This is a genomic window from Vannielia litorea, assembly GCF_018424695.1.
Taxonomy (GTDB): Bacteria; Pseudomonadota; Alphaproteobacteria; order Rhodobacterales; family Rhodobacteraceae; genus Vannielia; species Vannielia litorea_A.
The window spans coordinates 1-26,674 of sequence record NZ_QTNQ01000059.1 but is presented as its reverse complement, the minus strand read 5'-3'; the positions used below and the strand labels follow the sequence as shown (position 1 = coordinate 26,674).

At 64.0% G+C, this 26,674-nt stretch carries 28 protein-coding genes and 1 riboswitch; of the genes, 16 read left to right on the top strand and 12 right to left on the bottom strand.

All coding sequences use genetic code 11. From position 1 onward, the window contains the following. Positions 1–8 precede the first annotated feature (8 nt). Together queG and DYI42_RS17105 are read left to right on the top strand one after the other, a co-directional pair. Positions 9–1,028: a tRNA epoxyqueuosine(34) reductase QueG gene (queG, locus tag DYI42_RS17110; RefSeq protein WP_213547395.1), complete on the top strand. Its 1,020-nt coding sequence runs from the start codon at positions 9–11 to the stop codon at positions 1,026–1,028. Positions 1,029–1,095: 67 nt separating this feature from the next. Next, on the top strand, positions 1,096–1,494 hold the full coding sequence (locus DYI42_RS17105; protein WP_213547392.1) for a hypothetical protein: 399 nt from the start codon (positions 1,096–1,098) through the stop codon (positions 1,492–1,494). Positions 1,495–1,514: 20 nt separating this feature from the next. Here DYI42_RS17105 and DYI42_RS17100 read toward each other — a convergent pair whose 3' ends face one another. Next, entirely contained in the window at positions 1,515–2,225 is a 711-nt protein-coding gene (locus tag DYI42_RS17100) for a response regulator (protein ID WP_213547391.1), read from the bottom strand. Beyond that, positions 2,225–2,731: a MarR family winged helix-turn-helix transcriptional regulator gene (locus DYI42_RS17095; protein ID WP_213547390.1), complete on the bottom strand. Its 507-nt coding sequence runs from the start codon at positions 2,729–2,731 to the stop codon at positions 2,225–2,227. The genes DYI42_RS17100 and DYI42_RS17095 overlap by 1 nt, the downstream gene beginning before the upstream one ends. A gap of 157 nt (positions 2,732–2,888) precedes the next feature. Here DYI42_RS17095 and DYI42_RS17090 point away from each other — a divergent pair, with 157 nt between their 5' ends. The 3 genes from DYI42_RS17090 to DYI42_RS17080 all read left to right on the top strand — a co-directional run bounded on the left by DYI42_RS17090 (position 2,889) and on the right by DYI42_RS17080 (position 5,229). Then, complete coding sequence (locus DYI42_RS17090; RefSeq protein WP_213547389.1) at positions 2,889–3,758, top strand: branched-chain amino acid aminotransferase; 870 nt, start codon at positions 2,889–2,891, stop codon at positions 3,756–3,758. Between the two features lie 74 nt (positions 3,759–3,832). Then, positions 3,833–4,249 carry a hypothetical protein gene (locus DYI42_RS17085; RefSeq protein WP_213547388.1) on the top strand — a complete coding sequence of 139 codons (417 nt, stop codon included), beginning with the start codon at positions 3,833–3,835 and terminating at the stop codon, positions 4,247–4,249. A 71-nt stretch (positions 4,250–4,320) separates the two neighbouring features. Then, positions 4,321–5,229 (top strand): DMT family transporter, encoded by a 909-nt coding sequence (locus DYI42_RS17080; protein WP_213547387.1) that lies wholly within the window; start codon positions 4,321–4,323, stop codon positions 5,227–5,229. A gap of 4 nt (positions 5,230–5,233) precedes the next feature. On the opposite strand, the gene DYI42_RS17075 is transcribed toward DYI42_RS17080, so the two are convergent. Beyond that, positions 5,234–6,373 carry a HupE/UreJ family protein gene (locus DYI42_RS17075; protein WP_244867988.1) on the bottom strand — a complete coding sequence of 380 codons (1,140 nt, stop codon included), beginning with the start codon at positions 6,371–6,373 and terminating at the stop codon, positions 5,234–5,236. Here DYI42_RS17075 and DYI42_RS17070 point away from each other — a divergent pair. The 5 genes from DYI42_RS17070 to dxs are packed head-to-tail and all read left to right on the top strand — an operon-like array spanning position 6,372 to position 11,194. Further along, on the top strand, positions 6,372–7,172 hold the full coding sequence (locus DYI42_RS17070; protein WP_213547383.1) for a DUF4198 domain-containing protein: 801 nt from the start codon (positions 6,372–6,374) through the stop codon (positions 7,170–7,172). The genes DYI42_RS17075 and DYI42_RS17070 overlap by 2 nt on opposite strands. A gap of 36 nt (positions 7,173–7,208) precedes the next feature. Beyond that, positions 7,209–8,153 (top strand): histone deacetylase family protein, encoded by a 945-nt coding sequence (locus tag DYI42_RS17065; protein WP_213547381.1) that lies wholly within the window; start codon positions 7,209–7,211, stop codon positions 8,151–8,153. Beyond that, positions 8,150–8,392, top strand: coding sequence for an exodeoxyribonuclease VII small subunit (locus DYI42_RS17060; RefSeq protein ID WP_213547379.1), 243 nt, complete (start codon positions 8,150–8,152; stop codon positions 8,390–8,392). Before DYI42_RS17065 ends, DYI42_RS17060 begins: the two co-directional genes overlap by 4 nt. Positions 8,393–8,404: 12 nt before the next feature. After that, positions 8,405–9,256 carry a polyprenyl synthetase family protein gene (locus tag DYI42_RS17055; protein WP_342344683.1) on the top strand — a complete coding sequence of 284 codons (852 nt, stop codon included), beginning with the start codon at positions 8,405–8,407 and terminating at the stop codon, positions 9,254–9,256. 9 nt (positions 9,257–9,265) lie between these two features. Next, the gene (dxs, locus tag DYI42_RS17050; protein ID WP_213547377.1) at positions 9,266–11,194 is read left to right on the top strand and encodes a 1-deoxy-D-xylulose-5-phosphate synthase; all 1,929 of its coding nucleotides are present in this window, start codon (positions 9,266–9,268) and stop codon (positions 11,192–11,194) included. Between the two features lies 1 nt (position 11,195). Here dxs and DYI42_RS17045 read toward each other — a convergent pair whose 3' ends face one another. The 4 genes from DYI42_RS17045 to DYI42_RS17030 form a co-directional block, all read right to left on the bottom strand. After that, the gene (locus DYI42_RS17045; protein ID WP_342344682.1) at positions 11,196–11,747 is read right to left on the bottom strand and encodes an exopolysaccharide biosynthesis protein; all 552 of its coding nucleotides are present in this window, start codon (positions 11,745–11,747) and stop codon (positions 11,196–11,198) included. 19 nt (positions 11,748–11,766) lie between these two features. Continuing rightward, complete coding sequence (locus tag DYI42_RS17040) at positions 11,767–12,624, bottom strand: SDR family oxidoreductase (protein ID WP_342344681.1); 858 nt, start codon at positions 12,622–12,624, stop codon at positions 11,767–11,769. Further along, positions 12,617–13,279, bottom strand: a complete 663-nt coding sequence (locus tag DYI42_RS17035; RefSeq protein ID WP_213547371.1) for a class II aldolase/adducin family protein — start codon at positions 13,277–13,279, stop codon at positions 12,617–12,619. Before DYI42_RS17035 ends, DYI42_RS17040 begins: the two co-directional genes overlap by 8 nt. Before the next feature lie 66 nt (positions 13,280–13,345). Beyond that, positions 13,346–14,329 (bottom strand): DNA topoisomerase IB, encoded by a 984-nt coding sequence (locus DYI42_RS17030; RefSeq protein WP_213547369.1) that lies wholly within the window; start codon positions 14,327–14,329, stop codon positions 13,346–13,348. A gap of 76 nt (positions 14,330–14,405) precedes the next feature. On the opposite strand from DYI42_RS17030, the gene ade reads away from it, so the two are divergent. The 3 genes from ade to DYI42_RS17015 all read left to right on the top strand — a co-directional run bounded on the left by ade (position 14,406) and on the right by DYI42_RS17015 (position 18,110). Further along, entirely contained in the window at positions 14,406–16,208 is a 1,803-nt protein-coding gene (gene ade / locus DYI42_RS17025; protein ID WP_213547367.1) for an adenine deaminase, read from the top strand. Between the two features lie 14 nt (positions 16,209–16,222). Then, the gene (locus tag DYI42_RS17020; protein ID WP_440870647.1) at positions 16,223–17,689 is read left to right on the top strand and encodes an AMP nucleosidase; all 1,467 of its coding nucleotides are present in this window, start codon (positions 16,223–16,225) and stop codon (positions 17,687–17,689) included. 130 nt (positions 17,690–17,819) lie between these two features. Continuing rightward, the gene (locus DYI42_RS17015) at positions 17,820–18,110 is read left to right on the top strand and encodes an HU family DNA-binding protein (RefSeq protein ID WP_213547363.1); all 291 of its coding nucleotides are present in this window, start codon (positions 17,820–17,822) and stop codon (positions 18,108–18,110) included. Between the two features lie 69 nt (positions 18,111–18,179). On the opposite strand, the gene DYI42_RS17010 is transcribed toward DYI42_RS17015, so the two are convergent. Then, a complete protein-coding gene (locus DYI42_RS17010) occupies positions 18,180–18,947 on the bottom strand; it encodes a hypothetical protein (RefSeq protein ID WP_213547362.1) in 768 nt (255 codons plus the stop codon). Between the two features lie 118 nt (positions 18,948–19,065). Here DYI42_RS17010 and DYI42_RS17005 point away from each other — a divergent pair, with 118 nt between their 5' ends. Further along, positions 19,066–19,947 (top strand): DMT family transporter, encoded by an 882-nt coding sequence (locus DYI42_RS17005; RefSeq protein ID WP_213547360.1) that lies wholly within the window; start codon positions 19,066–19,068, stop codon positions 19,945–19,947. Positions 19,948–19,966: 19 nt separating this feature from the next. On the opposite strand, the gene DYI42_RS17000 is transcribed toward DYI42_RS17005, so the two are convergent. The 4 genes from DYI42_RS17000 to DYI42_RS16985 all read right to left on the bottom strand — a co-directional run bounded on the left by DYI42_RS17000 (position 19,967) and on the right by DYI42_RS16985 (position 23,950). Continuing rightward, entirely contained in the window at positions 19,967–20,518 is a 552-nt protein-coding gene (locus DYI42_RS17000) for a glutathione S-transferase family protein (RefSeq protein ID WP_213547358.1), read from the bottom strand. A 133-nt stretch (positions 20,519–20,651) separates the two neighbouring features. Continuing rightward, positions 20,652–21,629, bottom strand: a complete 978-nt coding sequence (locus DYI42_RS16995; protein WP_213547356.1) for a hypothetical protein — start codon at positions 21,627–21,629, stop codon at positions 20,652–20,654. A 64-nt stretch (positions 21,630–21,693) separates the two neighbouring features. Next, a complete protein-coding gene (gene aroC, locus DYI42_RS16990; RefSeq protein WP_213547355.1) occupies positions 21,694–22,797 on the bottom strand; it encodes a chorismate synthase in 1,104 nt (367 codons plus the stop codon). A 379-nt stretch (positions 22,798–23,176) separates the two neighbouring features. Next, positions 23,177–23,950, bottom strand: a complete 774-nt coding sequence (locus DYI42_RS16985) for a hypothetical protein (RefSeq protein WP_213547354.1) — start codon at positions 23,948–23,950, stop codon at positions 23,177–23,179. A 118-nt stretch (positions 23,951–24,068) separates the two neighbouring features. Then, positions 24,069–24,180, top strand: a riboswitch (TPP riboswitch). Positions 24,181–24,218: 38 nt separating this feature from the next. Here DYI42_RS16985 and DYI42_RS16980 point away from each other — a divergent pair. Further along, on the top strand, positions 24,219–25,193 hold the full coding sequence (locus DYI42_RS16980) for a thiamine ABC transporter substrate-binding protein (RefSeq protein WP_213547353.1): 975 nt from the start codon (positions 24,219–24,221) through the stop codon (positions 25,191–25,193). After that, a partial coding sequence (locus DYI42_RS16975) for a thiamine/thiamine pyrophosphate ABC transporter permease ThiP (protein WP_213547352.1) occupies positions 25,169–26,674 on the top strand: 1,506 nt, incomplete at its 3' end. The genes DYI42_RS16980 and DYI42_RS16975, both read left to right, overlap by 25 nt.

Sequence of the window (26,674 nt, the reverse complement as noted above, 5' to 3'; positions counted from 1 at the left end):
GAGAGGGACTGCGTGGCGCCGTGGTTGAGCGAGCGCTTCAGGAGGGGTTCTCTTTGTGCCGTGTGGTACGGGCGGGGCCCTTGGAGGGGGTGCCGGAGGGGCTGCGAGCGTTTCTGGCGCGCGGGCGTCATGGCGAGATGGGCTGGATGGAGCGCCGGGTAGACTGGCGCGAGGATCCGTCGGTTCTGTGGCCCGAGGCGAAGAGTGTGATCGTGCTCGGGGAGAGCTACGGGCCGGAGTTTGACCCGATGGCAGCGCTAGAGGCGCGCGACAGGGGGCTGATCTCGGCCTATGCGCGAGGGAGGGATTACCACGACATCGTCAAGAAGCGGCTGAAGCGGCTGGGGCGCTGGATGATCGACGAGTTCGGCGGGGAGATCAAAGTTTTTGTGGATACCGCGCCGGTGGCGGAGAAGCCGTTGGCGCAGGCGGCAGGGCTGGGGTGGCAGGGCAAGCACACCAACCTTGTAAGCCGTGACATGGGCTCGTGGTTTTTCATCGGATCTGTGTTCACGACGCTTGAAATTGAGCCTGATCCTGCGGAAGTGGATCATTGCGGGATTTGCCGAAAGTGCCTCGATGTGTGCCCGACCGAGGCCTTTCCGGCGCCCTACCAGCTCGATGCGCGGCGGTGCATATCCTATCTGACCATCGAGCACGCGGGGCCGGTGCCGGAGGCCTTGCGCGGCAAGATGGGCAACCGGATTTATGGCTGTGACGATTGCCTCGCGGTTTGCCCCTGGAACAAGTTCGCCGTGGAGGCGGCGGATATGCGGTATCACGGTGGAACGGAGACGGATTTGCCCGCGTTGGAGGAGCTGGCCGCGCTGGATGATGCCGGTTTTCGGGCGCGGTTTTCGGGTTCGCCGATCAAACGGATCGGGCGCGGGCGGTTTGTGCGGAATGTGCTTTATGCGATTGGGAATTCGGGTGCGGCGCGGCTGAGGCTGGTGGCGCAGGGACTTTGCGAGGATGACGACCCGGTGGTGGCGGATGCGGCGCGCTGGGCGGTGGCGCGTTTGGGGTGACGGATGTGGATGGGTTGGTGAGGCCAAGGCTGGCTGGTGAGGGGACTATCGGCAGGAAAATGTGGGAATGAAGAGCGGCTTCTTGTCGAAGACGGGTTTGGCGTGTGTCATCAGCCTGCTTGGGGTGGGCGTGATGGATCGTCTCTTTGCCTTGCTGAACCCCGGTCTGAGTGCGATTGCCACGGGCAAGGTGAGCGACGAATCCGTGGACAGAGTCGTGCTGTTCATGCGTCTGCTTCCCTTCGCGGAGGCCCTTGTCATCGCGCTTATCTCTTGGGTGGCCTTGCGCGTCGCGCGGCCTCATGGCTCCGGAGGCAATGAGTACACGCTGTTGGTGCTCATCGGCGTCGGCATGATGGTGGGGCGGTCGTTTCTCGGTATCGGTGAAGGCTTCAGCACCGATTTTGCCGTTGTGATGATCCCGGGCGTCGTTGCAGGCTTTATCGGATACACCATCTTGCGCTAGGGCGGGAGCCTGCTCGGCATTCAATCCGGTGCCAGCATATAGCCTTCGCCGCGTACGGTTTGCAGGTAGCGCGGTTGCTTTGGGTCGGTCTCGATCTTGCGGCGGAGCCTTGTGATCTGGACGTCGACCGCGCGTTCCTGGGCTTGGCCGCCATCGCGGCCGAGGTCTTCGACCAGCTTGTTGCGGGTGACGGCGGCGCCGGGCTGGGCGGAGAAGATGCGCATAAGGGCGGATTCCGTCGCCGTCAGCCGGACCATCTCTTCGCCCTTCCACATCTCGCCGCGGGCCACATCGTAGCGGACCGGGCCGAGCGAGAGCACCTTGGGGCCGGTATCCACGGCCACTTCGTTGGGCACCCGGCGGAGGATGGCGTTGATGCGCAGCAGCAGCTCCTTGGGTTCGAATGGCTTGGGCAGGTAATCGTCGGCCCCGGCCTCCAGCCCGGCGATGCGGTCTTCGGTTTCGCCCTTCGCGGTCAGGAGCAGGATCGGGGTGGTCAGCGTTTCGCGCAGGCTGCGGGTGAGTTCTACCCCGGTTTCGCCGGGCATCATCACGTCCATCACGATCAGGTCGAACTCGAGGCCGCTCAGGAGCCGGCGGGCGTGGGCGGCGTCGCGCGCCGAGGTGGTGATGAAGCCGTGGCGCAGAAGAAATTTCTGCAACAGGCCGCGTATCCGCTCGTCGTCATCGACAATCAGCAGATGGGCGTCGCACTGGTCTACCGGGTTCATCAGCTCCCCTCCTTGAGCGCGGTATAGTGGTGCCGCATCTCCGGGTCCATCATGGCTTCAAGCACGGTGCGAAAACCAATCACGGCTTCGGGACCGGCATGACGGAAGGCAGAGCGCATCCGGTCGCGCTGGGCATCGGAGAGCTGCCGCTCCAGCCGGGTGCCGGCCTCGGTGAGGTGCAGATGGCGCTCGCGCTTGTCTTGCCGGCCAACGCGGCTTTCCACCAAGCCGTCCTCGATGAGCGTTCGCAGCACGCGGTTGAGAGACTGCTTGGTGACCCCAAGGATGGAGAGCAGGTTGTTGACGGTGGTGCCAGGGGATCGGTGGATGAAGTGCACCGCCCGATGATGCGCCCGACCATAGCCGAGTTCGCCCAGGATGCGATCCGGGTCGGCGGTGAAGCCGCGATAGGCGAAGAACATGGCTTCGATTCCCTTGCGAAGCTGCTCATCGGTCAGAAACAGCAGGCTTTCGCTGGTCTGCGCGTTGCCGGGGCCGTCGGCCATGGTGTTGTCCTTGCTGGATTTCTCCTCTTGGGGCGAGACAATACGTCAGCCTTGTTGACTTTCCAAGCGCGGATCGGTAGTGAGTCGCAGGTTTTGCGCAACATTGTGTCCGCATCGGACCTATAGCGCGCAATATTTGGAAAATGAGGAGGGTCCGATGGCGGGTGCCTACGATGACCGCGACGGCAAGATCTGGATGGATGGCAAGTTGGTGGAGTGGCGCGACGCCAACGTACACCTGCTGACCCACGGGCTGCACTACGCCTCCAGTGTGTTCGAAGGGGAGCGCTGCTACAACGGCACGATCTTCGAGAGCCGCAAGCACAGTGAGCGACTGATCGCCTCGGCGAAGTGGCTGGATTTCGAGATCCCTTACACGGTCGACGAGCTGGAAGCGGCGAAATACGAGATGCTGAAGGCGAACGGCTGGACCGACGCTTATGTGCGCGCCGTCGCGTGGCGCGGTTCGGGCGAAGACATGGGCGTGTCTTCGTTGCGCAACCCGGTGCGCGTGGGGATCGCCGGCTGGGAGTGGGGCAACTACTATGGCGACGCCAAGATGAAGGGCGCCAAGCTGGACGTGGCCAAGTGGAAGCGACCGAGCCCGGAGACGATCCCGGTGCATGCCAAGGCCGCCGGGCTCTACATGATCTGCACCATGAGCAAACATGCCGCCGAGGCGAAGGGCTGCTCTGACGCGCTGTTCATGGACTATCGCGGCTATGTGGCCGAGGCGACCGGCGCCAACATCTTCTTCGTGAAGGATGGCGAGGTGCATACGCCCAAGCCTGATGTGTTCCTCAACGGGATCACCCGGCAGACCGTGATCGGGATGCTGGAGGATCGGCAGATCAAGGTGCACGAGCGCCACATCATGCCCGAGGAGCTGGAAGGCTTTGAGCAGTGCTGGCTGACCGGCACCGCCGCCGAGGTGACGCCGGTGGGCGAAATCGGCGACTGGCGGTTCGAGGTGGGCAGCCTGACCCGCGACATCAGCGACAGTTACGAGAAGCTGGTGCGCAGCTGATCCACGGGCCTTAACGGGATCGAAAGGCGGTGCTGAGAGACTGGCGCCGCCTTTTTCATGCCCGGAGGCCCCTTATGTGGGTCAAGCAATTACTATACGGTCTCTTCCTGGCTCTCGTCGTGGCGCTGCCCTCGATGTTTGCGCTGGGCTACTACAAGATTTCCGGTGACCCGAGCTTCCGGCCCCTGGCGCAGAGCATCGAGAGCGTGATTTTCGGTGGCATGGTTGGGGACTCGCGTGACTTGCAGGTACACCTGCGCTTGCACGAACCGACAGAGGCGGAGGGCTTCCGGATGGCGCGGCAGATTCAACGTGCATTCACGGCGAAGGGAATAGATGCGCGCGTCTACGTGATGGATATCTCCGCACGGGAGCCGGCAAGCGTGACATTCATCGTGCATGCCAACCGCATCGGCCCCTATTCCCTATCGCGGGCGTCGCATGGAGTGAATGCAGCCGTTTCCGCCTATCACATGACGGTTCAGAACTAGGCGGGCAGTTTGCGGTCGCACCCCGGGAGCGGGCGTGATCTAAGGGCTGCAAGACCCTACAGACCTGCGCGATGAAACCCCTTGTTGGCATTTCGCTCACATTGAGCGCGATATTCCTTTTCACCATCATGGGCGCGCTCGTGAAGGCGGCAGACGGTATTCCCGTGGGACAGACCGTGTTCTTCCGCGCGGGCTGCGGCTTGCCAGTCATCGTGCTTTGGCTCTGGCTCAGGGGAGATATGCCGAGCGGCCTGAAAGTGCAGAGCGTGCGGAGCCATGCAATCCGGGCGATCGTCGGGTCGGGCGCCATGGGGCTGGGCTTCCTGGGACTGCGCTATCTGCCGCTGCCGGAAGTCACAGCGCTAAGGTTCATCACGCCGATCCTGATCGTGATCTTTGCCGCGATCTTCCTGCGCGAACGGGTGCGGCTGCTCAGAATCAGCGCCGTCGCGATTGGGCTTGTAGGGGTTTTGATCATCATGTGGCCGCGCTTGTCGCTGGAAGGCGGAGAGAAAGAGCTGATTGGCACCGTGATGATCCTGACCTCGGCGCTCCTGGCCTCGCTGGCGCAGATCTTCGTGAAGGCCATGGCCTCGAAGGAATCGACAGCCGCCATCGTCTTCTACTTCTCGGGGACGGCCACGCTGCTTTCGCTGCTGACGATCCCGTGGGGCTGGGTCTGGCCAAGCCCGCAGGAGTGGATCCTGCTGGTGGGCGCTGGGCTGGTAGGCGGCGCAGGGCAGATCCTGGTGACCTCCTCCTATCGGTTCGCGGACGCCTCGCTTCTGGCACCTTACACTTACAGCTCGATGATCTGGGCGCTCATCATCGGCTACTTCGTGTTTGACGAACTGCCCACATTGCAAATGCTGGGTGGTGCGGCCTTGGTGATCTGCGCGGGCGTCTTCATCGTCTGGCGCGAGCAGAAGCTGGGCAAGGACCGCGCGGCGCGTGGCAAGATCAATGCAACGATGAAGTAGCGCCTCAGAGCAGGGTTCGCTCAACCACCCAATAGGCCGCGATGAGCGCGATCGCCGCCGAAGCGGGTATGGCGATGGCCTTGCGATACCAGGGCTTCTGACCAAACCAGTAGCCGACGGTGAGGAACGCCACGGCAAGCACTGTGAGTTGCCCGATCTCGACCCCGATGTTGAAGCCGATCAGCCCGGCGAGGAAGCGCGACGGCTCGAGCCCCACGTCACCCAGCACGTAGGCGAAGCCAAGTCCGTGCAGCAGGCCGAAGAGCGTGACGATCACCACGCGCCACCAGCCAAGCCGACCGCCGAAGATGTTTTCCACCGCGACATAGACGATGGAGGCGGCGATGAGCGGCTCGACCACGGTTGCGGGGATCAGCACGATCTTCAGGCTTGCCAGAGCCAGAGTGATGGTGTGCGCGAGGGTGAAGGCGGTGACCTGCCACAACAGCGGCCGCAGGTGCAGCGAGAAGAAGAAGAGGCCGAGCACGAAAAGGATATGATCGAGCCCCTTCGGGATGATGTGCTCGAAGCCGACGATGATGTAGCGACCGAAAAGCGGGAACCAGCCTTCGGTGACGACCTCTCCGGTGCGGGGCAGGGGCTGGCTGGCGGTGCCGGGATTGAGAAAATCGGAATAGGCATCCTCTCCGCCGCCCATCTGCCGCAGGATCAGCGGCCCGAGGGTGGAGGCCCAGCCGATGGTGACAGGCGCGTCACCGGCTGGCAGGGTGCCTGTGATCACAGCGCTCGTGTCGCGCGGCAACGAGGCGTCAGGCACCTCTGCCACGGAAACGTCGCCCAGCGTGAGCGACACGGGCGCCCCGCCTGCCAGCACTTCGAAACTGTTGCGCAATTCAGGCCATGCGGTCCGAAAGCGGCTGGCGAGTTCTTCAGCGGGCAGGGCGCGCAATGCGTCATAGGCATCGGCTTGTGGCACGTCATCGGTGTTTTCGCCGGTGGACTGATCGACGCCGGCCAAAACTGCCTCGGCATTGAGGGTGAGAAAAAGCGTCACTGTTTCTGCGGAAACCGTCACATCCGCCACAGAGGGGTTCAACTCATGTGCGGTGCTCGCGGAGGCGTGGGTTGACAGCAGGAGGGCGAGTGCCAGTCTGCGAAGGGTCTGCCAAAGGGTGCTCTTCATGCGTCTCGCCTCGCTCGCTTTCTGCCTCATCGCCGCGCTGCCTGCGCAGGCCCATGAATTCTGGATTTCGCCCGATGCCTATGAGGTGCCGGTTGGCGGCACGCTAAGCGCGGAGTTCAGGGTAGGGCAAGAGTTCAAGGGCGCGGGCTACGTCTTTGTGCCCGGCCGCTCCGAGCAGTTCTTTGTGGCCTCCCCGGAGGTAAAGACAGAGGTGACACCGCGTGTGGGAGACCGCCCGGCGCTCAACATCCCGGCCCCTGCGGAGGGGCTCATGATAGCCGTGCACGAAACCACAGATTTCACGCTCACCTACAGGGACATCGAGGTGTTCAAGCGCTTCATCACCCACAAGGACTGGGCGTTCCTTGAAGAGGTGCACCGCGAGCGCGGGCTGCCGGACGCGGGCTTCAAGGAGGCCTACCGGCGTTACGCCAAGGCGCTTTTTGCCGTGGGGAACGGCGAAGGCAAGGATGTAGAAGTGGGGCTGGACCTGGAGATCGTGGCCGTGCTGAACCCTTATACCGACAACCTGGGTGGCGGGATGCTGGTGGATGTCTATCACTATGGCGCCAAGCGCGGGAACGCGCAGGTGGAGGTGTTCGACAAGGCGCCTGACGGCAGCGTTGAGGTCATTCAGCTGAAGACCACAAGGGGCGGGCGCGCCCGTTTTGATGTGACGCCCGGGCATGAATACCTCGTGGATTCGGTGGTGGTGCAGACCACCAACAATGACGATGTGGAGGCCGGGCCTGTTTGGCGCTCGCTCTGGGCTTCGCTCACCTTTCGTGTGCCCGAGTAGCTTGCGAGCGCGCGCGCAGCGCGGCAGGGTGGCGGCATGACAACTGCCTTGTTTACACATGACGACTGCCTAAAACACCTGACGCCCCCGGGGCACCCGGAACGGGTTGCGCGGCTGGAGGCGATTCTGGAGGTGCTGGAAGGACCGGATTTTGCTGCGCTCGATTGGCACGATTGCCCGCTGGCCGACCGCGCCGAATTGCTGCGCGCCCATCCGGAGGCCCATGTGTCTGCCGTGGAACGCGCCGTGGAAGCTGCGGGTGATGGCTGGGCCGCGATCGACGCGGACACCCATGTGATGGCCGGCTCTCTGATTGCGGCCCTTCGTGGTGCGGGCGGCTGCGTGGCGGCTGTTGAGCGGGTGATGCGTGGTGATGCGCAAAACGCCTTCGTTGCTGCCCGCCCGCCGGGCCACCATACAGAGAAGACGACGCCGATGGGGTTTTGCCTGTTCGGAAACGTCTCTATCGCCGCGAAGAACGCGCTGGATGTGCATGGGTTGAGGCGCGTGGCGATCATGGATTTTGACGTGCACCACGGGAATGGCACGCAAGACCTGCTGTGGGACGAAACCCGCTGCCTCTTCGTGTCTACCCACCAGTCACCCCTTTACCCGGGCACTGGCGCGCAGCACGAGGCGGGTGCCGACAACAACGTGATGAACGTGCCCCTGCCGCCGGACACCGGCAGCCAGAGCTTTCGCCGTGTGATGGAGGCCGAGGTGCTGCCTGCGCTCGACGATTTCGCGCCGGAGCTTGTACTGATTTCTGCGGGATTCGATGCGCATCGAGCCGATCCGCTGGGGCAGATGAATCTCGGGGAGGAGGATTTTGCCTGGGCGACCGAGCGGCTTTGCGACGTGGCGGATGCCCATGCGGGGGGCCGGGTGGTCTCGACGTTGGAGGGCGGATATGATCTGGAGGCGCTGGCTGCGAGCACGGCAGCGCATGTGAAGGTGCTGATGAAGCGGGGCGAGAGATGAACGACAAGCCGGTGGCAGAGATGAGCTTCGAAGAGGCGATCCGCGAGCTGGAAAACGTGGTGGGCCGGCTTGAAGGCGGCGACGTGCCGCTTGAGGATTCGATTGCGCTCTACCAGCGCGGCTCGGAGTTGCGCACGCGCTGCGATACGCTGCTGAAGCAGGCCGAGGAAAAGGTGGCCAAGATCACCACCGATGGCGAAGGCACGCCGACAGGCACCCAGCAGCTGGACGTCGACTGAGGCCGTTTTGCTGTGAAACAGAGACTTTCTGAGGCGCGTGAGCTTGCAAGCGCGGCGATCTTTGCCGCGCTGCCCGGCGCGGGCCGGATTGCCGACGCGATGCGCTATGCCTGCACGGGCGGCAAGGGGTTGAGGGCGCTTCTGGTGGTCGAATCGGCGCGATTGCACGGAGTGGAAGCTAAGGCGGGGCCGGTGGCCGGGGCCATCGAGGCGCTGCATGCCTATAGCCTGATCCACGATGATCTGCCCTGCATGGATGATGACGACCTGCGGCGCGGTCAACCGACGGTGCATCGCAAGTGGGACGAGGCAACGGCGGTGCTGGCGGGTGACGCGCTGCAATCGATGGCGTTCCAATTGATCACCAGTGCCGATCTGCCCGCTGAGGCGCGCATTGCGCTTGTACAGAGCCTGTCGGAAGCCGCCGGTGTGGCCGGAATGGTGGGTGGGCAGGCGGCAGACATTGCCGCCGAAAGCGCCGAAAAGCCGCTGACCCTGCCCGAGATCGAGGCGCTACAGGCGGGCAAGACCGGGGCGCTCATCACCTGGTCGGCCCTTGCCGGGCCGCGCATGGCGGACACGGATTCGGACGGGCTGCGACACTATGGCGAGGCTGTTGGGCGGGCCTTTCAAATCTTTGATGACATATTGGATGTAGAAGGCAGCGCGGACGCCGTTGGAAAGGCGGTGGGCAAGGATGCCGCGCGGGGCAAGGCCACGTTCGTGTCGCTCCTCGGGTTGGAGGCTGCGCGGAAACGGGCCGGAGACCTCGTTGGCGAAGCCATAGCGGCGATGGAGCCCTATGGGCAGGATGCGGAAACGTTGCGGGAGCTTGCGCGTTTCGTTATTGCCCGGCGCAGTTAGGAGGCCAGAATGAGCCAGAGCCCAGCCACCCCGCTTCTAGATCGGGTCAATGAGCCATCCGCGCTGCGACAGATGAGTGACGCGGAGCTGCGCAAGGTGGCCGGCGAGCTCAGGGCCGATACGATTGACGCGGTGAGCCACACGGGCGGGCACCTGGGTGCCGGACTGGGTGTGGTAGAGCTGACAGTAGCGCTGCATGCCGTGTTTGACACTCCGCGCGACCGGCTGATCTGGGACGTGAGCCACCAGTGCTACCCGCACAAGATCCTGACCGGGCGGCGCGACCGCATGCGCACCCTGCGTCAGAAGGATGGGCTCAGCGGCTTCACCAAGCGCTCGGAAAGCCCCTATGATCCCTTCGGTGCGGCGCATAGCTCCACCAGCATCAGCGCCGCGCTGGGCTTCGCCGTGGCGCGCGATCTCGGTGCCCCGGGTGACCCGCCGCTGGGCGATTCAATTGCGGTGATCGGCGATGGCGCAATGAGCGCGGGCATGGCCTATGAGGCGATGAACAACGCGGGCCACATGGGCAAGCGGCTTTTCGTGGTGCTGAATGACAACGAGATGTCGATTGCGCCGCCGACGGGTGCGATGAGCGCCTATCTGAGCCGCCTCTATGCCGGTGCGCCGTTTCAGGAGTTCAAGGCCGCCGCCAAGGGGGCCGTGAGCCTGCTGCCCGAGCCGTTCCAGGAGGGCGCGCGGCGGGCAAAGGAACTGCTCAAGAGCGTGACGGTGGGGGGCACCATGTTCGAGGAGCTTGGCTTTTCCTATGTCGGGCCGATCGACGGGCACGACATGGAGCAGCTTCTGCCGGTGCTCCGGACGGTGAAGGCGCGGGCCGAGGGGCCTGTGCTGCTGCATGTGATCACGAAGAAGGGCAAAGGCTATGCCCCCGCCGAGCAGGCCGCCGACAAGGGCCATGGCGTGGCCAAATTCGATGTTGTGACAGGCGAGCAGAAGAAGGCGCCGAGCAACGCGCCGAGCTACACCAAGATCTTCGCGGAGAGCCTGATCAGGGAGGCAGAGGACGACTCGCGCATCACCGCGGTGACCGCCGCGATGCCCGATGGCACAGGGCTGGACCTTGTGGGAAAGCGGTTTCCCGACCGGGTGTTTGATGTCGGCATTGCGGAACAACACGCCGTGACCTTTGCCGCCGGGCAGGCGGCGGGCGGGCTGAAGCCCTTCTGCGCCATTTACTCGACCTTTTTACAACGCGGGTACGATCAGGTGGTGCATGACGTGGCGATCCAGCGCCTGCCGGTGCGCTTTGCCATCGACCGGGCCGGGCTGGTGGGGGCCGACGGGGCGACTCATGCGGGCGCGTTTGACGTGGCCTTCTTGTCGAACCTGCCCGGATTCGTGGTGATGGCGGCGGCGGATGAGGCCGAGCTGCGCCATATGGTGGCCACGGCCGCCGCGCATGACGACGGCCCTATCGCCTTCCGCTACCCGCGCGGGGAGGGCATGGGAGTTGAGTTGCCTGATCGTGGCGTGCCGCTCGAAATCGGCAAAGGCCGGATCATCCAGGAGGGCAAGCGTGTGGCGCTGCTTTCCTGCGGGGCCCGGTTGGCCGAGGTGATGCAGGCGGCAGAGGCCCTTGCGGCGCGGGGCGTGACCCCGACCATTGCCGACGCGCGGTTTGCCAAGCCGCTCGACCGCGCGCTGTGCCTCCGTCTGGCCGCCGAGCATGAGGCTGTGATCACAATCGAAGAGGGCGCGGTGGGCGGCTTTGGCAGCCATGTCGCACAGCTTTATGCCGAGGAAGGCGTGTTCGACGAAGGGCTGAAATACCGCTCTATGGTGCTGCCCGATATCTTCATCGACCAGGCCAGCCCGCGCGACATGTGGGATGTGGCCGCGATGAACGCGGAGCACGTTGAAGCCAAGGTGCTGAGCGTTCTGGATGTGGCGCAGATCGGGTCGAAGCGCGCCTGACCTAGCTCACCAGCCAGTAAATCGTGCCTGCTGCCACCCCGATCCACAGATACCCGAAGAGCGTGTAGAGCCCGTCGCGCAGCAGCAGGCCGATTGCGAACAGGCTGATCACCACGGCGAAGAGCGACGTGACCATGGGCAACAGCTCAAGGAACGGGATGATCAGGCAGATCAGTGTGATCACGAACGCAGTCACGAGGTTTGCCGGGCGCGAAACCAGCGGGCTCAGGCGCTTGCGGGAATGCGCGTCGATCCAGCGACAGGGCTTGCGCATCCAATCCACCGCTTCGCCCAGCTTTTGCCCCTTCACGTTGCGCCGCGTGAGCCAGCCCGGCAGCCAAAGGTGCCTTCTGCCGATCAGCTTTTGAACGATCACGAGGCCTATGAGTACGGCACCGACGGTCGGCAGGCCCGGAATGCCGGAAATCGGGGTGACTAGGATCAGGGCCGGGATCAGGATGAGCGGAGCGAAGGCTCGGGGGCCGACCTCTTCGAGCAAGTCGCCAATCGAAACGGTTTCAGCTGAAGTCAGCTCGTCCAGCGCGTCGAGCACGTCGGAAAGAGACCGAATCTCATTCCCGTTCGAGGAGCTCTCTGAGGCCCTCCCTGTAGGTCGGGTAGAGGAGCTCGATGCCAAGGTCTCGCTTGATACGGTCATTCCTCACCCGCTTGCTCTCTGCATAGAAACTGCGGGCCATGGGAGATAGTTCCGCCTGTTCGAAGGGAATCGCCGGGGGCACCGGCATGCCGAGAAGCTGCGCGGCGTGTTCGATGACGTCTTGGGGTGGGGCGGGATCATCATCGCAGAGGTTGTAGATGGCGCCGGGATCGGGCCGGACGATGGAGGCCGCGAGCACCTGTGCGATGTCTTCGACGTGAATGCGAGAGAAGACCTGTCCGGGCTTGATGATACGCCGGGCTTTCCCTGCGCGGACCTTGGCAAACGGGCCGCGTCCGGGGCCGTAGATGCCGGCAAGGCGGAAGATGTGTAACGGCAGAGCGTGGGTCGCGGCGAGCGCCTGCCAAGAGGCTTCGGCCTGTGCCCGCAGCTCACCACGGCGGGTGGAAGGGGCAACGGGCGTTTGTTCATCCACCCAACCGCCCGCGTGGTCCCCATAGACGCCGGTAGTGGAGAGATAGCCGATCCATTCCGGTCGGCTCTGTGCCAGCATGCCGCCAACCTCAGGCAGAAACGGATCGCCTTCATCGGTTGGTCCGGCGTTCAGCAGCACGTGGCTGGCGCGGGCTACCAGCGGGCCCAGATCGGTGCCCGGCCAGATGTGCATTTCGGCGTGGGGTGCGTCGAGCTTCTCGGCGCCGCGGGTGGTGCCGATGATGTGCCATCCCTCGGGGGCGAGACGCGCTGCGAGCGCCCGTGCGGAGTAGCCGTGGCCCAGCGAGAGCAAGGTTTTGCCTGAGATGTCAGGCACTGGCGCTCTGCTTGATGGCGGCGAAAAAGGCATCGGAGTCTGGCTCGGGCTGCGCCACCGCGAGTTCGTCGGGCAGCAGGCGCAGGCCCTGGCCGGTCGCGAGGGCGCGCAGATAGGTATCGGCCGCCCGTTCGAAGCGATGGAGGCGAGAGAGCGCCTGCGCCACGCTTGCGCCAAGGGTGATGACACCGAGGTTGCCGATCAGCACGGCACGGGCCTCGGGCACCGTGAGCATGGCGGCAAGTCGGGGCGCCTCTTCAGCAAGAGGCCGACCGCCGAAATCGCCATCTATGGTATGTTTGCGGTGAAACAGAGCCGAATCCGGGCAGATCGGCGGAATCTGACTGACAGATAGCGCTGCGACGGTGCGGCTGTGGCAAGGCCGGGCGAAGACCAGACAGCGGGCTTCGATCTGCCCAAGCGTATCGACGAGTGCTGCACTGAGCCCGGAATGTCCTTCGGAGAGGATGTCGTTGGGGCCGATGCCCCTTCCATCGCAGGCCAGCACGGCACCATCGTCAGCTTCAAACAGCGCCAGGAAATCCCCTTCCTCTGCCAGCCCGTTCCGCATGGCCCAGACACTCGCTGCCGAAAGGTCGGTGCGCGCAGGCCAGTTGCTGATGCTTGGCAGGCTGGAGAAGAGGCCCTTTTGCATGAGATGACGAATAGTCCGCCCTGCGGGCGGGTCAAGCGCCCGCCGATCAAAAGCGCGATGTGTTGCCTATGGTTTCCAGCGCTCGATGAGTGCGAGCAGGCGGCGCTCGGGGAGGCGCAGGCCGGGGCGCTCGGGGGCGGTTTCAGGCAGCGCGACGGGATCTTCGGCGAGGTCTATGACGGCCGGGTGGATGTAGCTGTTGCGGGCGATCGTGGGCGTGTTGCCGAGCCGGTCGGCGGCGGCCTCGGCCATGCCCTTGATGGTGACCGTTTCCGCCAAATTCGCCGCCTCCAGCGCAGCGACGGAGCCAGACCATGTGCGGAAGGTCTTGGCGGTGATTCCCGGCGTTCCGGTGATTTCGGCCAGCCAGTCGTTCACGCGCGAGGAGCTGACGGTGCGAGGCTTGCCCTCTTCATCCACCCATGTCACCAGCTCGGCGCCGGGGAGGTCATCGAGCTTTTGCAGGGTTTGCTGAAGCCGCTTGTTGCCGATCTTGCGCCGCACCTTCTTGCCGCCCTTGGAGGTATAGCCAAGGTGCAGGTCGCCATCTTTCAGCCGCAGGTGGCGGGAGCGGAGCGTGGTGGCGCCATAGGTGCCGTTTTCGGCAGCATAGTCACTGTTTCCCACCCGTAGAGAGAGCCTGTCGATCATCGCGATGACGGCGGCGAGGGCAAAAGGCTCTTCGCCTGCGTCGAGGTTCAGGTCGCGGGCGACACGGCGTCGGATGGCGGGCAGGGCCTCTCCGAAGGCGGGGAGCTCGGCATATTTCGTGGCGGCGCGAAAAGCCGTCCAATCCGGGTGGTAGCGGTATTGCTTGCGGGTGCGGGCATCGTAACCGGTGGCTTGCAGGTGGCCGTTCACCTTGGGGCTGATCCACACATCCTCGTAGGCGGGTGGCACGGCGAGGGCCTTGAGGCGGGCGCGCTCGGTGCGATCATCAATCGTGGTGCCGTCTGGTGCCGTGTAGGTGAAGCCGCGCCCGCAGCGGCGCCGGGCGATGCCGGGGCGGCTGTCGGGGTAGTAGACGAGGGAAGAAGGAGCGGCATTCATGAGCGGAAAACGCGAGTGACGCGGGGGCGGTTCCGGCAGGGGTTGCGGATGGGCGCGCGCCATGGACAATTGCGCCATGACGGCTGATTTCAAAACATGGGCGGAGGCGGCACCGGAGCTGGTGGCGGTCGCCGCAGGGCGCGAACCGGCGGATCTGGTGATCCGCGGCGGCAGGTTGGTGAACGTGCAGAGCCGCGAGGTGCTGGACGGCTGGCAGGTGGCGGTGAAGGCGGGCCGGTTTGCCTATGTCGGGCCGGATGCCGCGCATTGCATCGGTCAGGGCACCGAGGTGGTGGAGGCCGAGGGGCGCTACATCATCCCCGGGCTGTGCGACGGGCATATGCATATTGAGAGCGGGATGCTGACGCCTGCCGAGTTTGCCCGCGCCGTCACCCCGCATGGCACGACGGTGATGTTCACCGATCCGCATGAGATTGCAAACGTGCTGGGCCTCGAAGGCGTGCGACTGATGCATGATGAGGCTCTGTTGCAGCCGGTTTCGATCTATACCCAGATGCCGAGCTGTGCGCCTTCTGCGCCGGGGTTGGAGACGACGGGCTTTGAGATCACGCCCGAGGATGTGGCCGAGGCCATGGCATGGCCGGGGATCATCGGGCTGGGGGAGATGATGAACTTTCCCGGGGTGTCAGCGGGTGATGCCAAGATGCTGGCCGAAATCGCCGCCACGCAGCGGGCGGGCAAGACGGTGGGCGGGCATTATGCCTCGCCCGATCTTGGCCCGGCCTTCCATGCCTATGTGGCCGGCGGCCCGGCGGATGACCACGAGGGCACTGGCGAGGCGGATGCGGTGATGCGGGTGCGGCAGGGGATGCGCTCGATGATGCGGCTGGGGAGCGCCTGGTATGACGTGGAGAGCCAGATTACGGCGGTGACCGAGAAGGGGCTGGACCCGCGCAACTTCATCCTATGCACCGATGATTGCCATTCGGGGACGCTGGTGAATGACGGGCATATGAACCGGGTTGTCCGCCATGCAATCGAGTGCGGTTGCGACCCGCTGATTGCGCTTCAGATGGCGACTGTGAACACGGCCACGCACTTCGGGCTGGAGCGGGAGCTTGGCAGTATCGCGCCGGGGCGGCGAGCGGATGTGATTTTGACCTCCGACCTGAAGGCGCTGCCGATTGAAAAGGTTTGGGCTAAAGGTGTGCTGGTGGCGGAAAATGGCAAGGTTAGTGTCGATTTTCCGCATCTGAACTGGCCAGATCACGCGCGGGCAACCGTGAACCTGGGCAAGGCACTCGCCGAGGATGATTTTGTGATCACGGCGCCGGACGGTGCAAATTCCGTCCGGGCGCGGGTAATTGGTGTGGTGGAAAACCAGGCGCCGACGAAGGCGCTGGTGGAAGATCTTCCGGTGGTGGATGGCGTGGCAGAGGGCGCGAATGGCACCTGCCAGATCGCGCTGGTGGAGCGGCATCGCGGCACCGGGGGCGTGACCAATGGCTTTGTGAAGGGCTTCGGCTACGAGGGGCGCATGGCGATGGCCTCGACCGTGGCACATGACAGCCACCACATGATCGTCGTCGGCACAGACCGGGAGATGATGGCACGCGCGGCAAACCGCCTCGGCGAAGTTGGCGGTGGCGTGACGGTCTGGAAAGACGGTGAAGAGCTGGCCTTGGTCGAGTTGCCCATTGCCGGGTTGATGAGCGACAGTCCGGCGCAGGACGTGGCGGAGAAAGCCGCGCAGATGGTGCGCGCGATGGAAGCCTGCGGCTGCACGCTCAACAATGCCTACATGCAGCATTCTCTCCTTGCGCTGGTCGTGATACCCGAACTCAGGATATCGGATCTCGGGCTTGTAGATGTGACAAAGTTCGAGCTGACCGAATTGTTCGAGGAGGGGGCAAGTTGAACGCGAATGAGCAGATCACGCCGGTGGTTACGCCGGAAGGCCAGCGGGCCGAGCTGTTTGACGACCCTGCAAAAGCGGTGGCGCGGCTCGAAGAGCTGTATCACGACAGCACGCGGTTTTTGTCCAAGCACTTCAGCGAGGCGGTAACGGGCGAGGCGCCGACGGTGCGCTATCGGGCGTTCTACCCCGAAATCCGCATCACCACGACGAGCCACGTCAAAACCGACAGCCGCCTGAGTTTTGGCCATGTGGCGGGGCCAGGCACCTATAGCACCACCGTCACCCGGCCCGATCTGTTCAGGGCCTATTTAAAGCAGCAGATCGGGCTGCTGATGCGCAATCACAACCAGCCGGTGCTGATCGGGCCGTCCTCAACGCCGATCCCGGTGCATTTTGCCGTGGCTAACGACGCCCATGTGACGGTGCCGCAAGACGGGGCGTTGAGCTATGCGCTGCGCGACGTGTTCGATGTGCCTGACCTGAGCACCACCAATGACGCGATCGTGGATGACTTCGGCTACCTGCACGAGGATGGCAGCCACCCGTTGGCCCCGTTCAGCGCCCAGCGGATCGACTACTCGCTGGCCCGGCTGAGCCATTACACGGCCACCGCGGCGGACCACTTCCAGAACCACGTTCTGTTTACAAACTACCAGTTCTACGTTGAGGAATTCGAGGCCTACGCACGGCATGTGCTGGCTGATCCGAAGAGTGGTTACACCAGTTTCGTGAGCACCGGAAACGTGGAAATCACCGCCCCGGACGCCCAGATCGTGCAGCCGGCCAAGATGCCGCAGATGCCGACCTATCACCTGAAGGCGGAGAACGGGGCCGGGATCACGCTGGTCAACATCGGGGTCGGTCCGTCGAACGCGAAGACGGCGACCGACCATATTGCCGTCCTGCGCCCCCATGCCTGGCTGATGGTGGGCCACTGCGCCGGGCTGCGAAACAGCCAGAGCCTTGGCGATTTCGTGCTGGCCCATGCCTACCTGCGCGAAGATCACGTGCTGGACGATGACCTGCCGGTCTGGGTGCCGATCCCGCCGCTCGCCGAGATCCAGATTGCGCTGGAGAAGGGCGTGGCCGACGTGACCCAGCTTGAAGGATTCGAACTGAAGCGGATCATGCGGACAGGCACGGTGGCGACCATCGACAACCGCAACTGGGAGCTTCGCGACCAGTCGGGGCCGGTGCAGCGGCTGAGCCAGAGCCGGGCGATTGCGCTGGACATGGAGAGCGCCACCATAGCCGCCAACGGCTTCCGCTTCCGGGTGCCCTACGGGACGTTGCTTTGCGTTTCGGACAAACCGCTTCATGGCGAACTGAAACTGCCGGGCATGGCCTCGGAATTCTACAAGTCGCAGGTCGCAAACCACTTGCTTATTGGGATTCGAGCGATGGAACACCTGCGCACCATGCCGCTGGAGCGCTTGCACAGCCGGAAATTGCGCAGTTTCGACGAAACCGCCTTCCTCTAGCGCCGAAAATCGCAGAAAACGCCTTGATTTACTGGCTCAAAGGCCACTAAACGTTGTGGGACGCCGCAAGATGGCGTAGATTTGCCGAACATAAGACCCAGACTTGGGTCACTTACGAGGAGACAAGTACATGGCAACCAAACCGATGACCAAGACGCAACTGGTCGCCGCGATCGCAGACGAGCTGGACAGCGACAAGAAGTCGGCCGCAGCGGCGCTGGAAGCGATCACGTCGATCATCACCAAGGAAGTTTCGGCCGGTGGCGCCGTGACCCTCCCCGGTGTGGGCAAGATCTACTGCCGCGAGCGCCCCGAGCGCATGGTGCGCAACCCCGCCACTGGCGACCAGATCAAGAAAGACGCCGACAAGGTGGTGAAGATGACCATCGCCAAGGCTCTGAAAGACAGCGTGAACGGCTGAGCCGAACGCAAAAAGCTGCCAAGGCTTTCGAGGCCGCCCTTGCCGGGCGGCCTTTTCGTTTGCTGCCTGTCAGAAGCCGTCTTCGATAGAATCCCAAAACTCTTCGGAGGGCTCGTGCCACTTGCGCGGCGTGCGATTGGCCTCGGCGAGTTGATCGAGGCGGAACCGCGAGATCATGGTGGTAAGAAACTTCTCGCCCAGCAGGCCGGCGGTGACCCACTCGACATAGCGCAGCCTCTTGGCACCCCGCTGCTTTTCGGGGCCGGAGACGTGGAGGCTTCCCTTTACGGACCGGTCCTGAAGCGGCTTGCCCAGTTGGCAATCGTATGTGTCGATGTAGCCGTAGGTACCGCCGATGGGCAGGCAGACAGTGAAAAGCACTTCGCGCGGCTTGTTTCGGTTGGGCTGCCAGACGGCGGCATAGGGCAGATACTCGGGCCAGACGATGACCTGCCGGGACTGGCTGCTGTTGTGCAGCGCGAGGATCTGGGTGCGCGGAACCTTCAGCGCCAGTGGCGGATGCTGCTTGGCAACATCAGCAATGACCTGCTGGAACGTGCTGTGCCCGGTGACTTGCCCGGTGCGGACAGCCCTGGCCTTGGTGCCTGGCCGGTCCAGCTTGCCCTTCCCGTTCGTCAGAGGCAGCTGGATGCTGGTAAAGGACGGGATCGGGATGGTGTTGGGCAGGTTCGGTGGCGTCGGGTGGCTTGCGCAGTCGAGCAGGGCTACCGGGAACTGCCGATAACCGAGATACTTCAGGCCGTCAGGATAATAGCCAAGGTACTGATTGAAGAGCGCGAGCGGCTCAAGCCGCAGGTTCGCTTTGCCAACTTTCATCGCCTCGCCTCGTGCGGTTTCCGTTGCGTCAGCCTACATGCTTGCCGTCGTCATGCAAATCGGCTGGACGCGCGCGAACGGCAGGCGTAGGGCGGTGGAGCGAGCACGAGGGAGCGGAATGGATATTCGGGCAATCTTCATGGGGCTGACCTTTGCCTTCATTTGGTCGTCGGCATTCACCTCGGCTCGGATCATCGTGACGAGTGCGCCGCCGCTTGCTGTTTCATCGGTTCGGTTCTTCCTGGCAGGGTGCATCGCGTTGCTGATCGCGCGGGCATTGGGCCAGAGCTTTGCCCTGACCCGGGGCCAGTGGCGGGCGACGATCATCTTCGGGATCTGCCAGAACGCTCTCTATCTCGGCCTGAACTTCATTGCCATGCAATGGGTCGAGGCCGGGCTGGCGGCGATCATCGCCTCTTCGATGCCGCTCCTAGTGGGGCTGATCGGATGGGTGGCGCTGGGCGACAAGTTGCCACGCATCGGGGTGCTCGGGCTGGTGTTGGGCTTCGGAGGCGTGCTGCTCATCATGGGCGCCCGGTTGGAAGCCGGGGTGAGCCTCCCGGGCGTGGCGCTCTGTGTGACGGCGGCCTGCGCGCTTGCGGTGGCCACGCTGGCGCTGCGGGGAGCAAGTGGTGGCGGCGGCAACCTTATGGTGGTTGTCGGATACCAGATGCTGATTGGCGGGGCATGTCTGTTTGTGCCTTCCGTGCTTTTCGAGATGTGGACTTACACCCCGAGCACGTCGCTGACGCTGGCCTTCCTCTACACGGTCTTTGTGCCCGGTCTGCTGGCTACCTGGATCTGGTTCCTGCTGGTCGGGCGGATCGGGGCGGTGAAGGCCGCCACCTTCCATTTTCTGAATCCGTTCTTTGGTGTCTTGGTGGCCTGGATCTTTCTTGACGAGCGCATCGGGGCGCTGGACCTCGTTGGTGTGGCAGTGATTGCCGTGGGCATTCTGCTGGTGCAGTTGGCGAAAGTGGCGAAGAAGGCCGGAAGCTAGAGTCGGGGCGCACCCCGACCTAAGCGTTGTCCCGCGCGATCACGGCCTGCACCGCCGGACGGGCGGTGACCCTTTCGAACCATGCCTCGATGACCGGTGACTTGGGCAGCCAGTCGCGATTCCACTGGAAGGGCGAGGCCATGAGCAGGTCGGCGGCGGAGAAGCCGGTTTCGAGCAGGTAGTCACGGCCCTCAAGCGCCGCTTCGAGCCGGGCGGCCATGGCAGGCATGTCGCGGTAGGTGGTGACCCAGACCGGGTTGTCGGCCACCTCGCAGACCATTCCCATGATGAGCGGCTCTGCCACGCCGGCGTAATAGGCGAGCCACATCAGGAATGGCCCCCTGTCGGGATGGCCGGGGGGTATGGCCGTCGGTGCGTCTGGGTAGAGTTCGGAGAGCAGGGCGAGAATGGCGGCGCGTTCTGTCACCAGCACGCCATCCACTGCCAGGGCAGGCACCTTGTGCTCGGGGTGAGGGTTGTCCGCGTCGGGGCCGCCGGAACCGTCCTGTCGGGACACAGTGACAATTTTAGTCTCTATCTCGGCGGAAATACCCATTTCTTCGATGGCCATAGCCACTGTGGAACTGCGGGAGTTAGGGGAATGGAAGAAGGTGATCATTGGGGTGGCTCCTGTTGCTGCGGCCTCAGTAGCAGAGCGCCCCTGACAGGGTGGTGTCAGGAGCGGTGTCAGGGCAACGCCAGGGCTAAGCGTCGGCGGTACTGCCGGCGCGGCCCCCAGTGGCCCAGTTGGCGGCCCTCTGCCCCATCTCCTTGAACTTCTTCGACGCGCCTTCCAGCTTGGCGACCCATTCGGGGTTTGGCGTTTGGCCATCTGTCACCTTGAAGTAGGCCTGAAGCAGGCAGGCGATGGCGAAGGGCTCGATCAGCGCGGCCTTCACCGCCCAGGCGAAGATAATGGCGAAGATGAAGCCCCCGGCGGACCAACTGCCGGGGATCATCCAGACCACCAGCGCGGCGGGAGCCAGCATGACGAGGAAGACGACGAAAGAGAGGATCCACGAGGCAAGCGCTATCCATGCGGCATTCATCAGCATGGGCTTGGCGTTTTGGGCGTAGAGCACCAGCGCGTCGCGGCCCCCGGACCAGGGGTTTTCTTCCTTGGTGCGGATCAGGTGAGCAAGGATCACTTCGTCCAGCAGGCCCACCGCGGTTTTCAGGAAGGCCCGGATGAGCTTTACCGCGCCGTCGAGGCCGGGAATTGGCAGGATGTTGGCAATCCCCTGGATGATGCCGACGACGACCTTGAGCACGCCCTTGATGATCTGATCGAGCGCGAAGAGGGTATTAGAGGTGCCGAAGCGCTCCTTCACAACCGCCTGGGCGTGGGTGATCTGATTGCGGCCCTCGGGCAGCTCTTTGCCTTCGAGATACTCAACCATCACCGCAATGTGGCTGGCCTTGACCATGTAGAGGATGTATTCGCGCAGGAAGTAGAGGATGGCGGCAGTTGTGCCGAGGCCGATGGCCCCGCCCCAGGCGGTGCTGGAGGCCTGGAAATCGTCTGTCCCGGCGAGCCCAACCGTCCATCCGATACCCGCGCCGGTGCCCGTGACCACGATATAGGCCACCGCAATGCCGAAGTAGACGGCCATGCGGAAGAGGATGAAGGGGGCCGTGCGGCGCATTACGGCCATGGATTTGCCGAAGGAAAAATCTGTCATGCTGAAAGTCCCGATTTGGTTAATGGGACATAGGGTGCATGTTTTGCAGGTGTGTGTGAACCCGTCAGCCGATCTTTCCGGGCAGCCCCTCTCCAACCTGCGCTCTGTGCAGCAAAATGTGGTCAAGAAGCACGCAGGCCATCATCGCCTCACCCACCGGCACGGCGCGGATGCCGACGCAGGGGTCGTGCCGGCCTTTGGTGACGATCTCGGTCTCTTCGCCCGACTTGGTGATCGTGCGGCGCGGCTTCAGGATGGAACTGGTGGGCTTCACCGCGAAACGCACGACGATATCCTGCCCGGTGGAGATACCGCCGAGGATGCCGCCCGCGTGGTTGGAAGAATAGACGGGACCGCCCTGGCTCATGGTGATTTCGTCAGCATTAGCCTCGCCGGTGAGGCGGGCGGCGGCGAAACCATCGCCGATTTCCACACCCTTCACGGCATTGATGCTCATCATGGCTGCGGCAAGATCGGTATCCAGCTTGCCGTAGACGGGTGCGCCAAGGCCCGCAGGGGCGCCGGAGGCGACAACCTCGATAACGGCGCCAACCGAGTTGCCGCTCTTGCGCAGATCGCCGAGGTATCCCTCCCAGTCCTTCGCGGCTTCGGCGTCGGGCGTCCAGAAGGGGTTTCGATCGATCTCAGCCATGTCGTAGAGGGCTGGGTCGGCGGCGCGGTCGCCCATGGACACCATGAAGCCGGTGATGTTGAGTCCGGGCACCAGCGTGGCCAGGGCGTTGCGGGCCAGCCCACCTGCGGCCACGCGGGCTGCGGTTTCACGCGCGGAGGAGCGCCCGCCGCCGCGATAGTCTCGAATGCCGTATTTCTGCCAGTAGGTGATGTCAGCATGCCCGGGGCGGAATTTCTCGGCGATGTCGCCGTAATCCTTCGAGCGCTGATCGGTGTTGCGGATCATGAGCTGAATCGGCGTGCCGGTGGTGACGCCCTCGAAAACGCCCGACAAGATCTCGACCTCATCAGGCTCCTTGCGCTGGGTGGTGAACTTGTTCTGCCCCGGCTTGCGCTTGTCGAGCCAGACTTGCAGGTCTTGGGCGGTAACCGGCACGCCCGGCGGGCAGCCATCGACGGTGCAGCCAAGGGCAGGGCCGTGGCTTTCGCCCCATGTGGTGACGCGGAAGAGGTGGCCGAAGGTGTTGAGGCTCATGAACGCGGGCTCCTTTGCGGGAAAGGAGTTAGCCGTTGAGGCGCGGAGTGCCAAGGAGAAACAAATCGGCAGAAGCCCGGGACATGCGATGATGACTGTGCCACCGCCCAGCTCGTTCAGAGGCCCCCGGTGGCACTGGGGGATCCCGAGCTCCTGCCGATTCAGGTTAGCAACGAGTCCCCGGTAACCATGGGGCACACGCAACCACACTGGTCTTAGCGAGGCGCTTGGAGCGCCTTCTCATGCGATCGAAAATAGCACGGGACCAACTTGCAACGTTGACCATTTTGCGCTTATCCCGCCGTCCGCGTCGGATTGTTGCAATTGGGTGACGCAGGGTTAACCAAGGTTAACTATCGGTTAACGTGAGAAAATTCTGTTACGGCAACGGAAGGTTGTGCGTCACGCCCCGCTGCGAGGAAAAGGCAGGCTGCCGGGCCGTGCTGTGCGACAGGGGGATCGTCACACCGATGGAGACCCAGTTTTCGCGCTCGCCCAGCAAGTCGAAGTGGTGCTGCCCGGCGGCGACAGAGAGACGTGCAGAACGGCCCGGGTTGCCCGCTGTTGGGAGATCGAGCCAGGTGTCGAGGCCCAGGGCGAAGCGATAGAAATCCTGATCGCCCGAGTCCATGTTGAGCGTGTCCTTCGACAGGGCGGCATAGCCGGAGAACCGCCCCTTGCCGGAATAGCTCACCCGCAGGCCCTTGTTGGTGGCGTAGCCGTCATCACCCAGCAGGCCGCCGCGCGTTTCGCCGAAGTAAAGCTCTCCGCCCCATCCAGAGTTAGTATGAACGGCGGCCTCCACGCCAATGGCAAAAGCTGCACCGCCCTCGGACTGTGTGCCGAGCCAGAGATACGGGCCGAGGGACAGGGACTTTCCGAGAGGGCGAGAGGTGAGGTGAAAGAGCGCGCCAGCGGTATTGAGGTCATCGCCTTCGGCCCCGGTGGCCGAGAGCTCAAGATCGACGCCGAGATCGGCCCAGCCCAGCGCGTAGTCGGCGTGCATGGCGCCAGTCAGGCGGGTATACCGCCGGTCCCCGGGGAACCCGCCTGTCTCCAAACTGACCCCGGCAAACTGGAAGCCGCCGACACCTTCGCCATGAGAGGGAAGGGCGAGCGACAAAGCGAAGAGGGTGGCGAGGCGGACTAACATCAGGGTCTCCATGGGGCTTGTTCGCCATTTTAGGCTGCTGGACGGCGAATGGAACGACCGGCGATGCATATCGGCGATGCGTGACTTGCTTGCCATCGCACGGCACAGCCCTATGGTGTGGCTCACCTCGGGGTGCCCTCGCATGGGGCTGAGATGCGGCAGGATGTGCCCGCGAACCCGCTGAACCTGAACCGGCTAGAACCGGCGGAGGGAAGGTTTCGAGATACCTCGATTGCCCGCTCCGCCCGCATGCAATGGAGGATGACCCATGAAAGCCCCCCTCATCGCCGCGGGATTTACCCTTGTCGCTCAAATGGCGACGGCGGAAACCCTGACGGTCTATGCCCCTGACTATTTTGCCAGCGAGTGGGGCCCCGGCCCTGCGATCAAGGCCGCCTTCGAGGCGGAGTGTGGCTGCGAGTTGTCGTTCGTGACTGGAGATGTGTTGCCGCGAATCCTGCTGGAAGGCGAACGCACCGAGGCTGATGTGGCCATCGGTCTCAGCCAGGACGAGATCGCCCGCGCGGAAGAGAGCGGGCTGTTTGCGCCGCATGGGCAGGATGTTTCGGCTCTAACCATGCCCGTTTCGTGGGAAGACGAGACGTACCTGCCCTTTGATTGGAGTCACCTCGCCTTCATATACGACCAGAGACTCGAAACGCCGCCGCGAAGCTTCGAAGCGCTGTTGAACATGCCTGACGATACCAGAATCGTCATTCAGGACCCCCGCGCTTCTGCCGCCGGGTTGGCGCTGGTCATGTGGGTCGAGGCGCTTTACGGCGAGGAGTCCGAAGAGGCCTGGGCACGACTTGCGCCGAAGATCCTGACGGTGACGAAGGGGTGGAGCGAAGCCTATGGCCTGTTCACCGAGGGCGAGGCTGACATGGTGCTCAGCTACACCACCTCGCCCGCCTATCACATCATGGCGGAGGACGATGAAACCAAACGGGCGGCCATCTTCGAGGAGGGAAACTACCTCTACGTCGAGCTGGCCGCGAAACTGGCCGGCACCGACCAGCCCGACCTGGCGCAGAGCTTCATGGATTTCATCCTGAGCGAGGGGTTCCAGAAGGTGATCCCCGAAGGCAACTGGAGCTTCCCGGCGAAGCTCGCCGAGGAAGATCTGCCGGAGGTTTTCCAGACCTTGCCGGTGCCGGACAAGGTCATCTATGTCGGCGCTGAAGAGGCCGAGGCCCTGAAATCGAATGCGATCGAGACGTGGCGACAGGGGCTCAGCCAGTAGCCCGCGCCTCTGCGGGCCTTGCGTCGGCGCTTGTTCTGACGCTGACGCTGGGCACGCTGGGTGCGGTGGCGTTTCGGGCTGAGGGCTTTGCCGGAGTGGGGCCTGCAGCCCTTGATGCGGTTTGGTTTACCTGTTGGCAGGCCCTCGTTTCGGCCTCGTTGAGTGTGGTTTTGGCAGTTCCCGTTGCGCGCGCCCTGGCGCGACGGAGTTTTGTAGGGCGGGGGGCGGTCATCACGTTGATGGGCGCCCCCTTTATCCTTCCAACCATCGTGGCCGTGTTAGGGCTCGTCGCCGTGTTCGGGCGCTCCGGTGTGGCCAACGTGGTGTTGCGGGCTCTGGGCCTGCCGGAGGTGAGCCCTTTTGGTGCGCATGGGGTGATCATGGCGCATGTCTTCTTCAACCTGCCGTTGGCGGTGAGGCTGGTTCTGCAGGGCTGGCTCTCGATCCCTGCGGAGCGGTTCCGGCTGGCGGCCTCGCTTGGCATGGGCGCAGGTGCGGTGCAGCGGGCGTTGGAGTGGCCCATGCTACGCAGCGTTCTGCCTGGCGCGTGGCTGCTGATCTTCGCTCTGTGCCTAACGAGCTTTGCCGTTGCGCTGGCGCTGGGTGGCGGCCCGGGCGCGACGACGGTTGAGCTGGCGATCTACCAGGCCTTTCGGTTCGATTTCGATCTGGGCGCCGCCTCGGTACTAGGTCTTTTTCAGTTTGGCCTCGCAGGCGTGGCGGCGGCGCTGGCCTGGGGCCTCGCGCGACCCGCCGTCTTTGCCGGAGGGTTGGGCGGCGTGGTTCGGCGTTGGGACGGGGGCGGCTGGCTCAGAGTGCAGGACGCCCTGGCCGTCGCACTGGCGGCGCTCTTCCTCATGGCCCCGCTGGGGGCGGTGGTGGTGCGCGGTGTGACGGGCCTAGCTGAGATGCCCGCGGCTGTCTGGTGGGCGGCCGGGCGCTCCGTGGTGGTGGCGCTGGCCTCCGCAGCTCTGTGTCTTGCTCTGGCGCTGCCAATGGCGTTGGCTGCGCGTCGGGGCTTATGGGTCCAGGTGGTGGGTGTCCTGCCAATCGCGGCGTCGCCGCTGGTCATCGGGACGGGTCTCTTCATCCTCAGCTATCGCTGGGTACGGCCCGACGAGATTGCCCTGGTGGTGACGGCGCTGGTGAACGCGGTGCTGGCGCTGCCCTTCGCGCTGGCGGCATTGGTGCCCGCCGCGCGAGAGATGCGGGCCGGCAGCGGGCGGCTTGCGGACAGCCTCGGCATGAGCGGCTGGGCACGGCTATGGCTGGTGACGCTGCCCGCGCTCAGAAGGCCCATCGGCTTTGGCCTCGGCCTCGCGGCGGCGCTTTCGATGGGAGACCTTGGTGTGATCGCTCTTTTTGCCGATGGCGAAACGGCCACGCTTCCCCTGCATCTCTACCGGTTGATGGCGTCCTACCGGATCGACCAGGCGGCGGGGGCGGCGCTGCTGCTTCTGGCACTTTCTCTGGCCCTTTTC

What these genes read in the sequence shown, in the direction of transcription:
- DYI42_RS17105 (WP_213547392.1), top strand. Translation starts at nt 1,096, where the DNA reads ATGAAGAGCGGCTTCTTGTCGAAGACGGGTTTGGCGTGTGTCATCAGC.
- DYI42_RS17100 (WP_213547391.1), bottom strand. Translation starts at nt 2,225, where the DNA reads ATGAACCCGGTAGACCAGTGCGACGCCCATCTGCTGATTGTCGATGAC.
- DYI42_RS17095 (WP_213547390.1), bottom strand. Translation starts at nt 2,731, where the DNA reads ATGGCCGACGGCCCCGGCAACGCGCAGACCAGCGAAAGCCTGCTGTTT.
- DYI42_RS17090 (WP_213547389.1), top strand. Translation starts at nt 2,889, where the DNA reads ATGGCGGGTGCCTACGATGACCGCGACGGCAAGATCTGGATGGATGGC.
- DYI42_RS17085 (WP_213547388.1), top strand. Translation starts at nt 3,833, where the DNA reads ATGTGGGTCAAGCAATTACTATACGGTCTCTTCCTGGCTCTCGTCGTG.
- DYI42_RS17080 (WP_213547387.1), top strand. Translation starts at nt 4,321, where the DNA reads ATGAAACCCCTTGTTGGCATTTCGCTCACATTGAGCGCGATATTCCTT.
- DYI42_RS17070 (WP_213547383.1), top strand. Translation starts at nt 6,372, where the DNA reads ATGCGTCTCGCCTCGCTCGCTTTCTGCCTCATCGCCGCGCTGCCTGCG.
- DYI42_RS17075 (WP_244867988.1), bottom strand. Translation starts at nt 6,373, where the DNA reads ATGAAGAGCACCCTTTGGCAGACCCTTCGCAGACTGGCACTCGCCCTC.
- DYI42_RS17065 (WP_213547381.1), top strand. Translation starts at nt 7,209, where the DNA reads ATGACAACTGCCTTGTTTACACATGACGACTGCCTAAAACACCTGACG.
- DYI42_RS17060 (WP_213547379.1), top strand. Translation starts at nt 8,150, where the DNA reads ATGAACGACAAGCCGGTGGCAGAGATGAGCTTCGAAGAGGCGATCCGC.
- dxs (WP_213547377.1), top strand. Translation starts at nt 9,266, where the DNA reads ATGAGCCAGAGCCCAGCCACCCCGCTTCTAGATCGGGTCAATGAGCCA.
- DYI42_RS17035 (WP_213547371.1), bottom strand. Translation starts at nt 13,279, where the DNA reads ATGCAAAAGGGCCTCTTCTCCAGCCTGCCAAGCATCAGCAACTGGCCT.
- DYI42_RS17030 (WP_213547369.1), bottom strand. Translation starts at nt 14,329, where the DNA reads ATGAATGCCGCTCCTTCTTCCCTCGTCTACTACCCCGACAGCCGCCCC.
- ade (WP_213547367.1), top strand. Translation starts at nt 14,406, where the DNA reads ATGACGGCTGATTTCAAAACATGGGCGGAGGCGGCACCGGAGCTGGTG.
- DYI42_RS17015 (WP_213547363.1), top strand. Translation starts at nt 17,820, where the DNA reads ATGGCAACCAAACCGATGACCAAGACGCAACTGGTCGCCGCGATCGCA.
- DYI42_RS17010 (WP_213547362.1), bottom strand. Translation starts at nt 18,947, where the DNA reads ATGAAAGTTGGCAAAGCGAACCTGCGGCTTGAGCCGCTCGCGCTCTTC.
- DYI42_RS17005 (WP_213547360.1), top strand. Translation starts at nt 19,066, where the DNA reads ATGGATATTCGGGCAATCTTCATGGGGCTGACCTTTGCCTTCATTTGG.
- DYI42_RS17000 (WP_213547358.1), bottom strand. Translation starts at nt 20,518, where the DNA reads ATGGCCATCGAAGAAATGGGTATTTCCGCCGAGATAGAGACTAAAATT.
- DYI42_RS16995 (WP_213547356.1), bottom strand. Translation starts at nt 21,629, where the DNA reads ATGACAGATTTTTCCTTCGGCAAATCCATGGCCGTAATGCGCCGCACG.
- aroC (WP_213547355.1), bottom strand. Translation starts at nt 22,797, where the DNA reads ATGAGCCTCAACACCTTCGGCCACCTCTTCCGCGTCACCACATGGGGC.
- DYI42_RS16985 (WP_213547354.1), bottom strand. Translation starts at nt 23,950, where the DNA reads ATGTTAGTCCGCCTCGCCACCCTCTTCGCTTTGTCGCTCGCCCTTCCC.
- DYI42_RS16980 (WP_213547353.1), top strand. Translation starts at nt 24,219, where the DNA reads ATGAAAGCCCCCCTCATCGCCGCGGGATTTACCCTTGTCGCTCAAATG.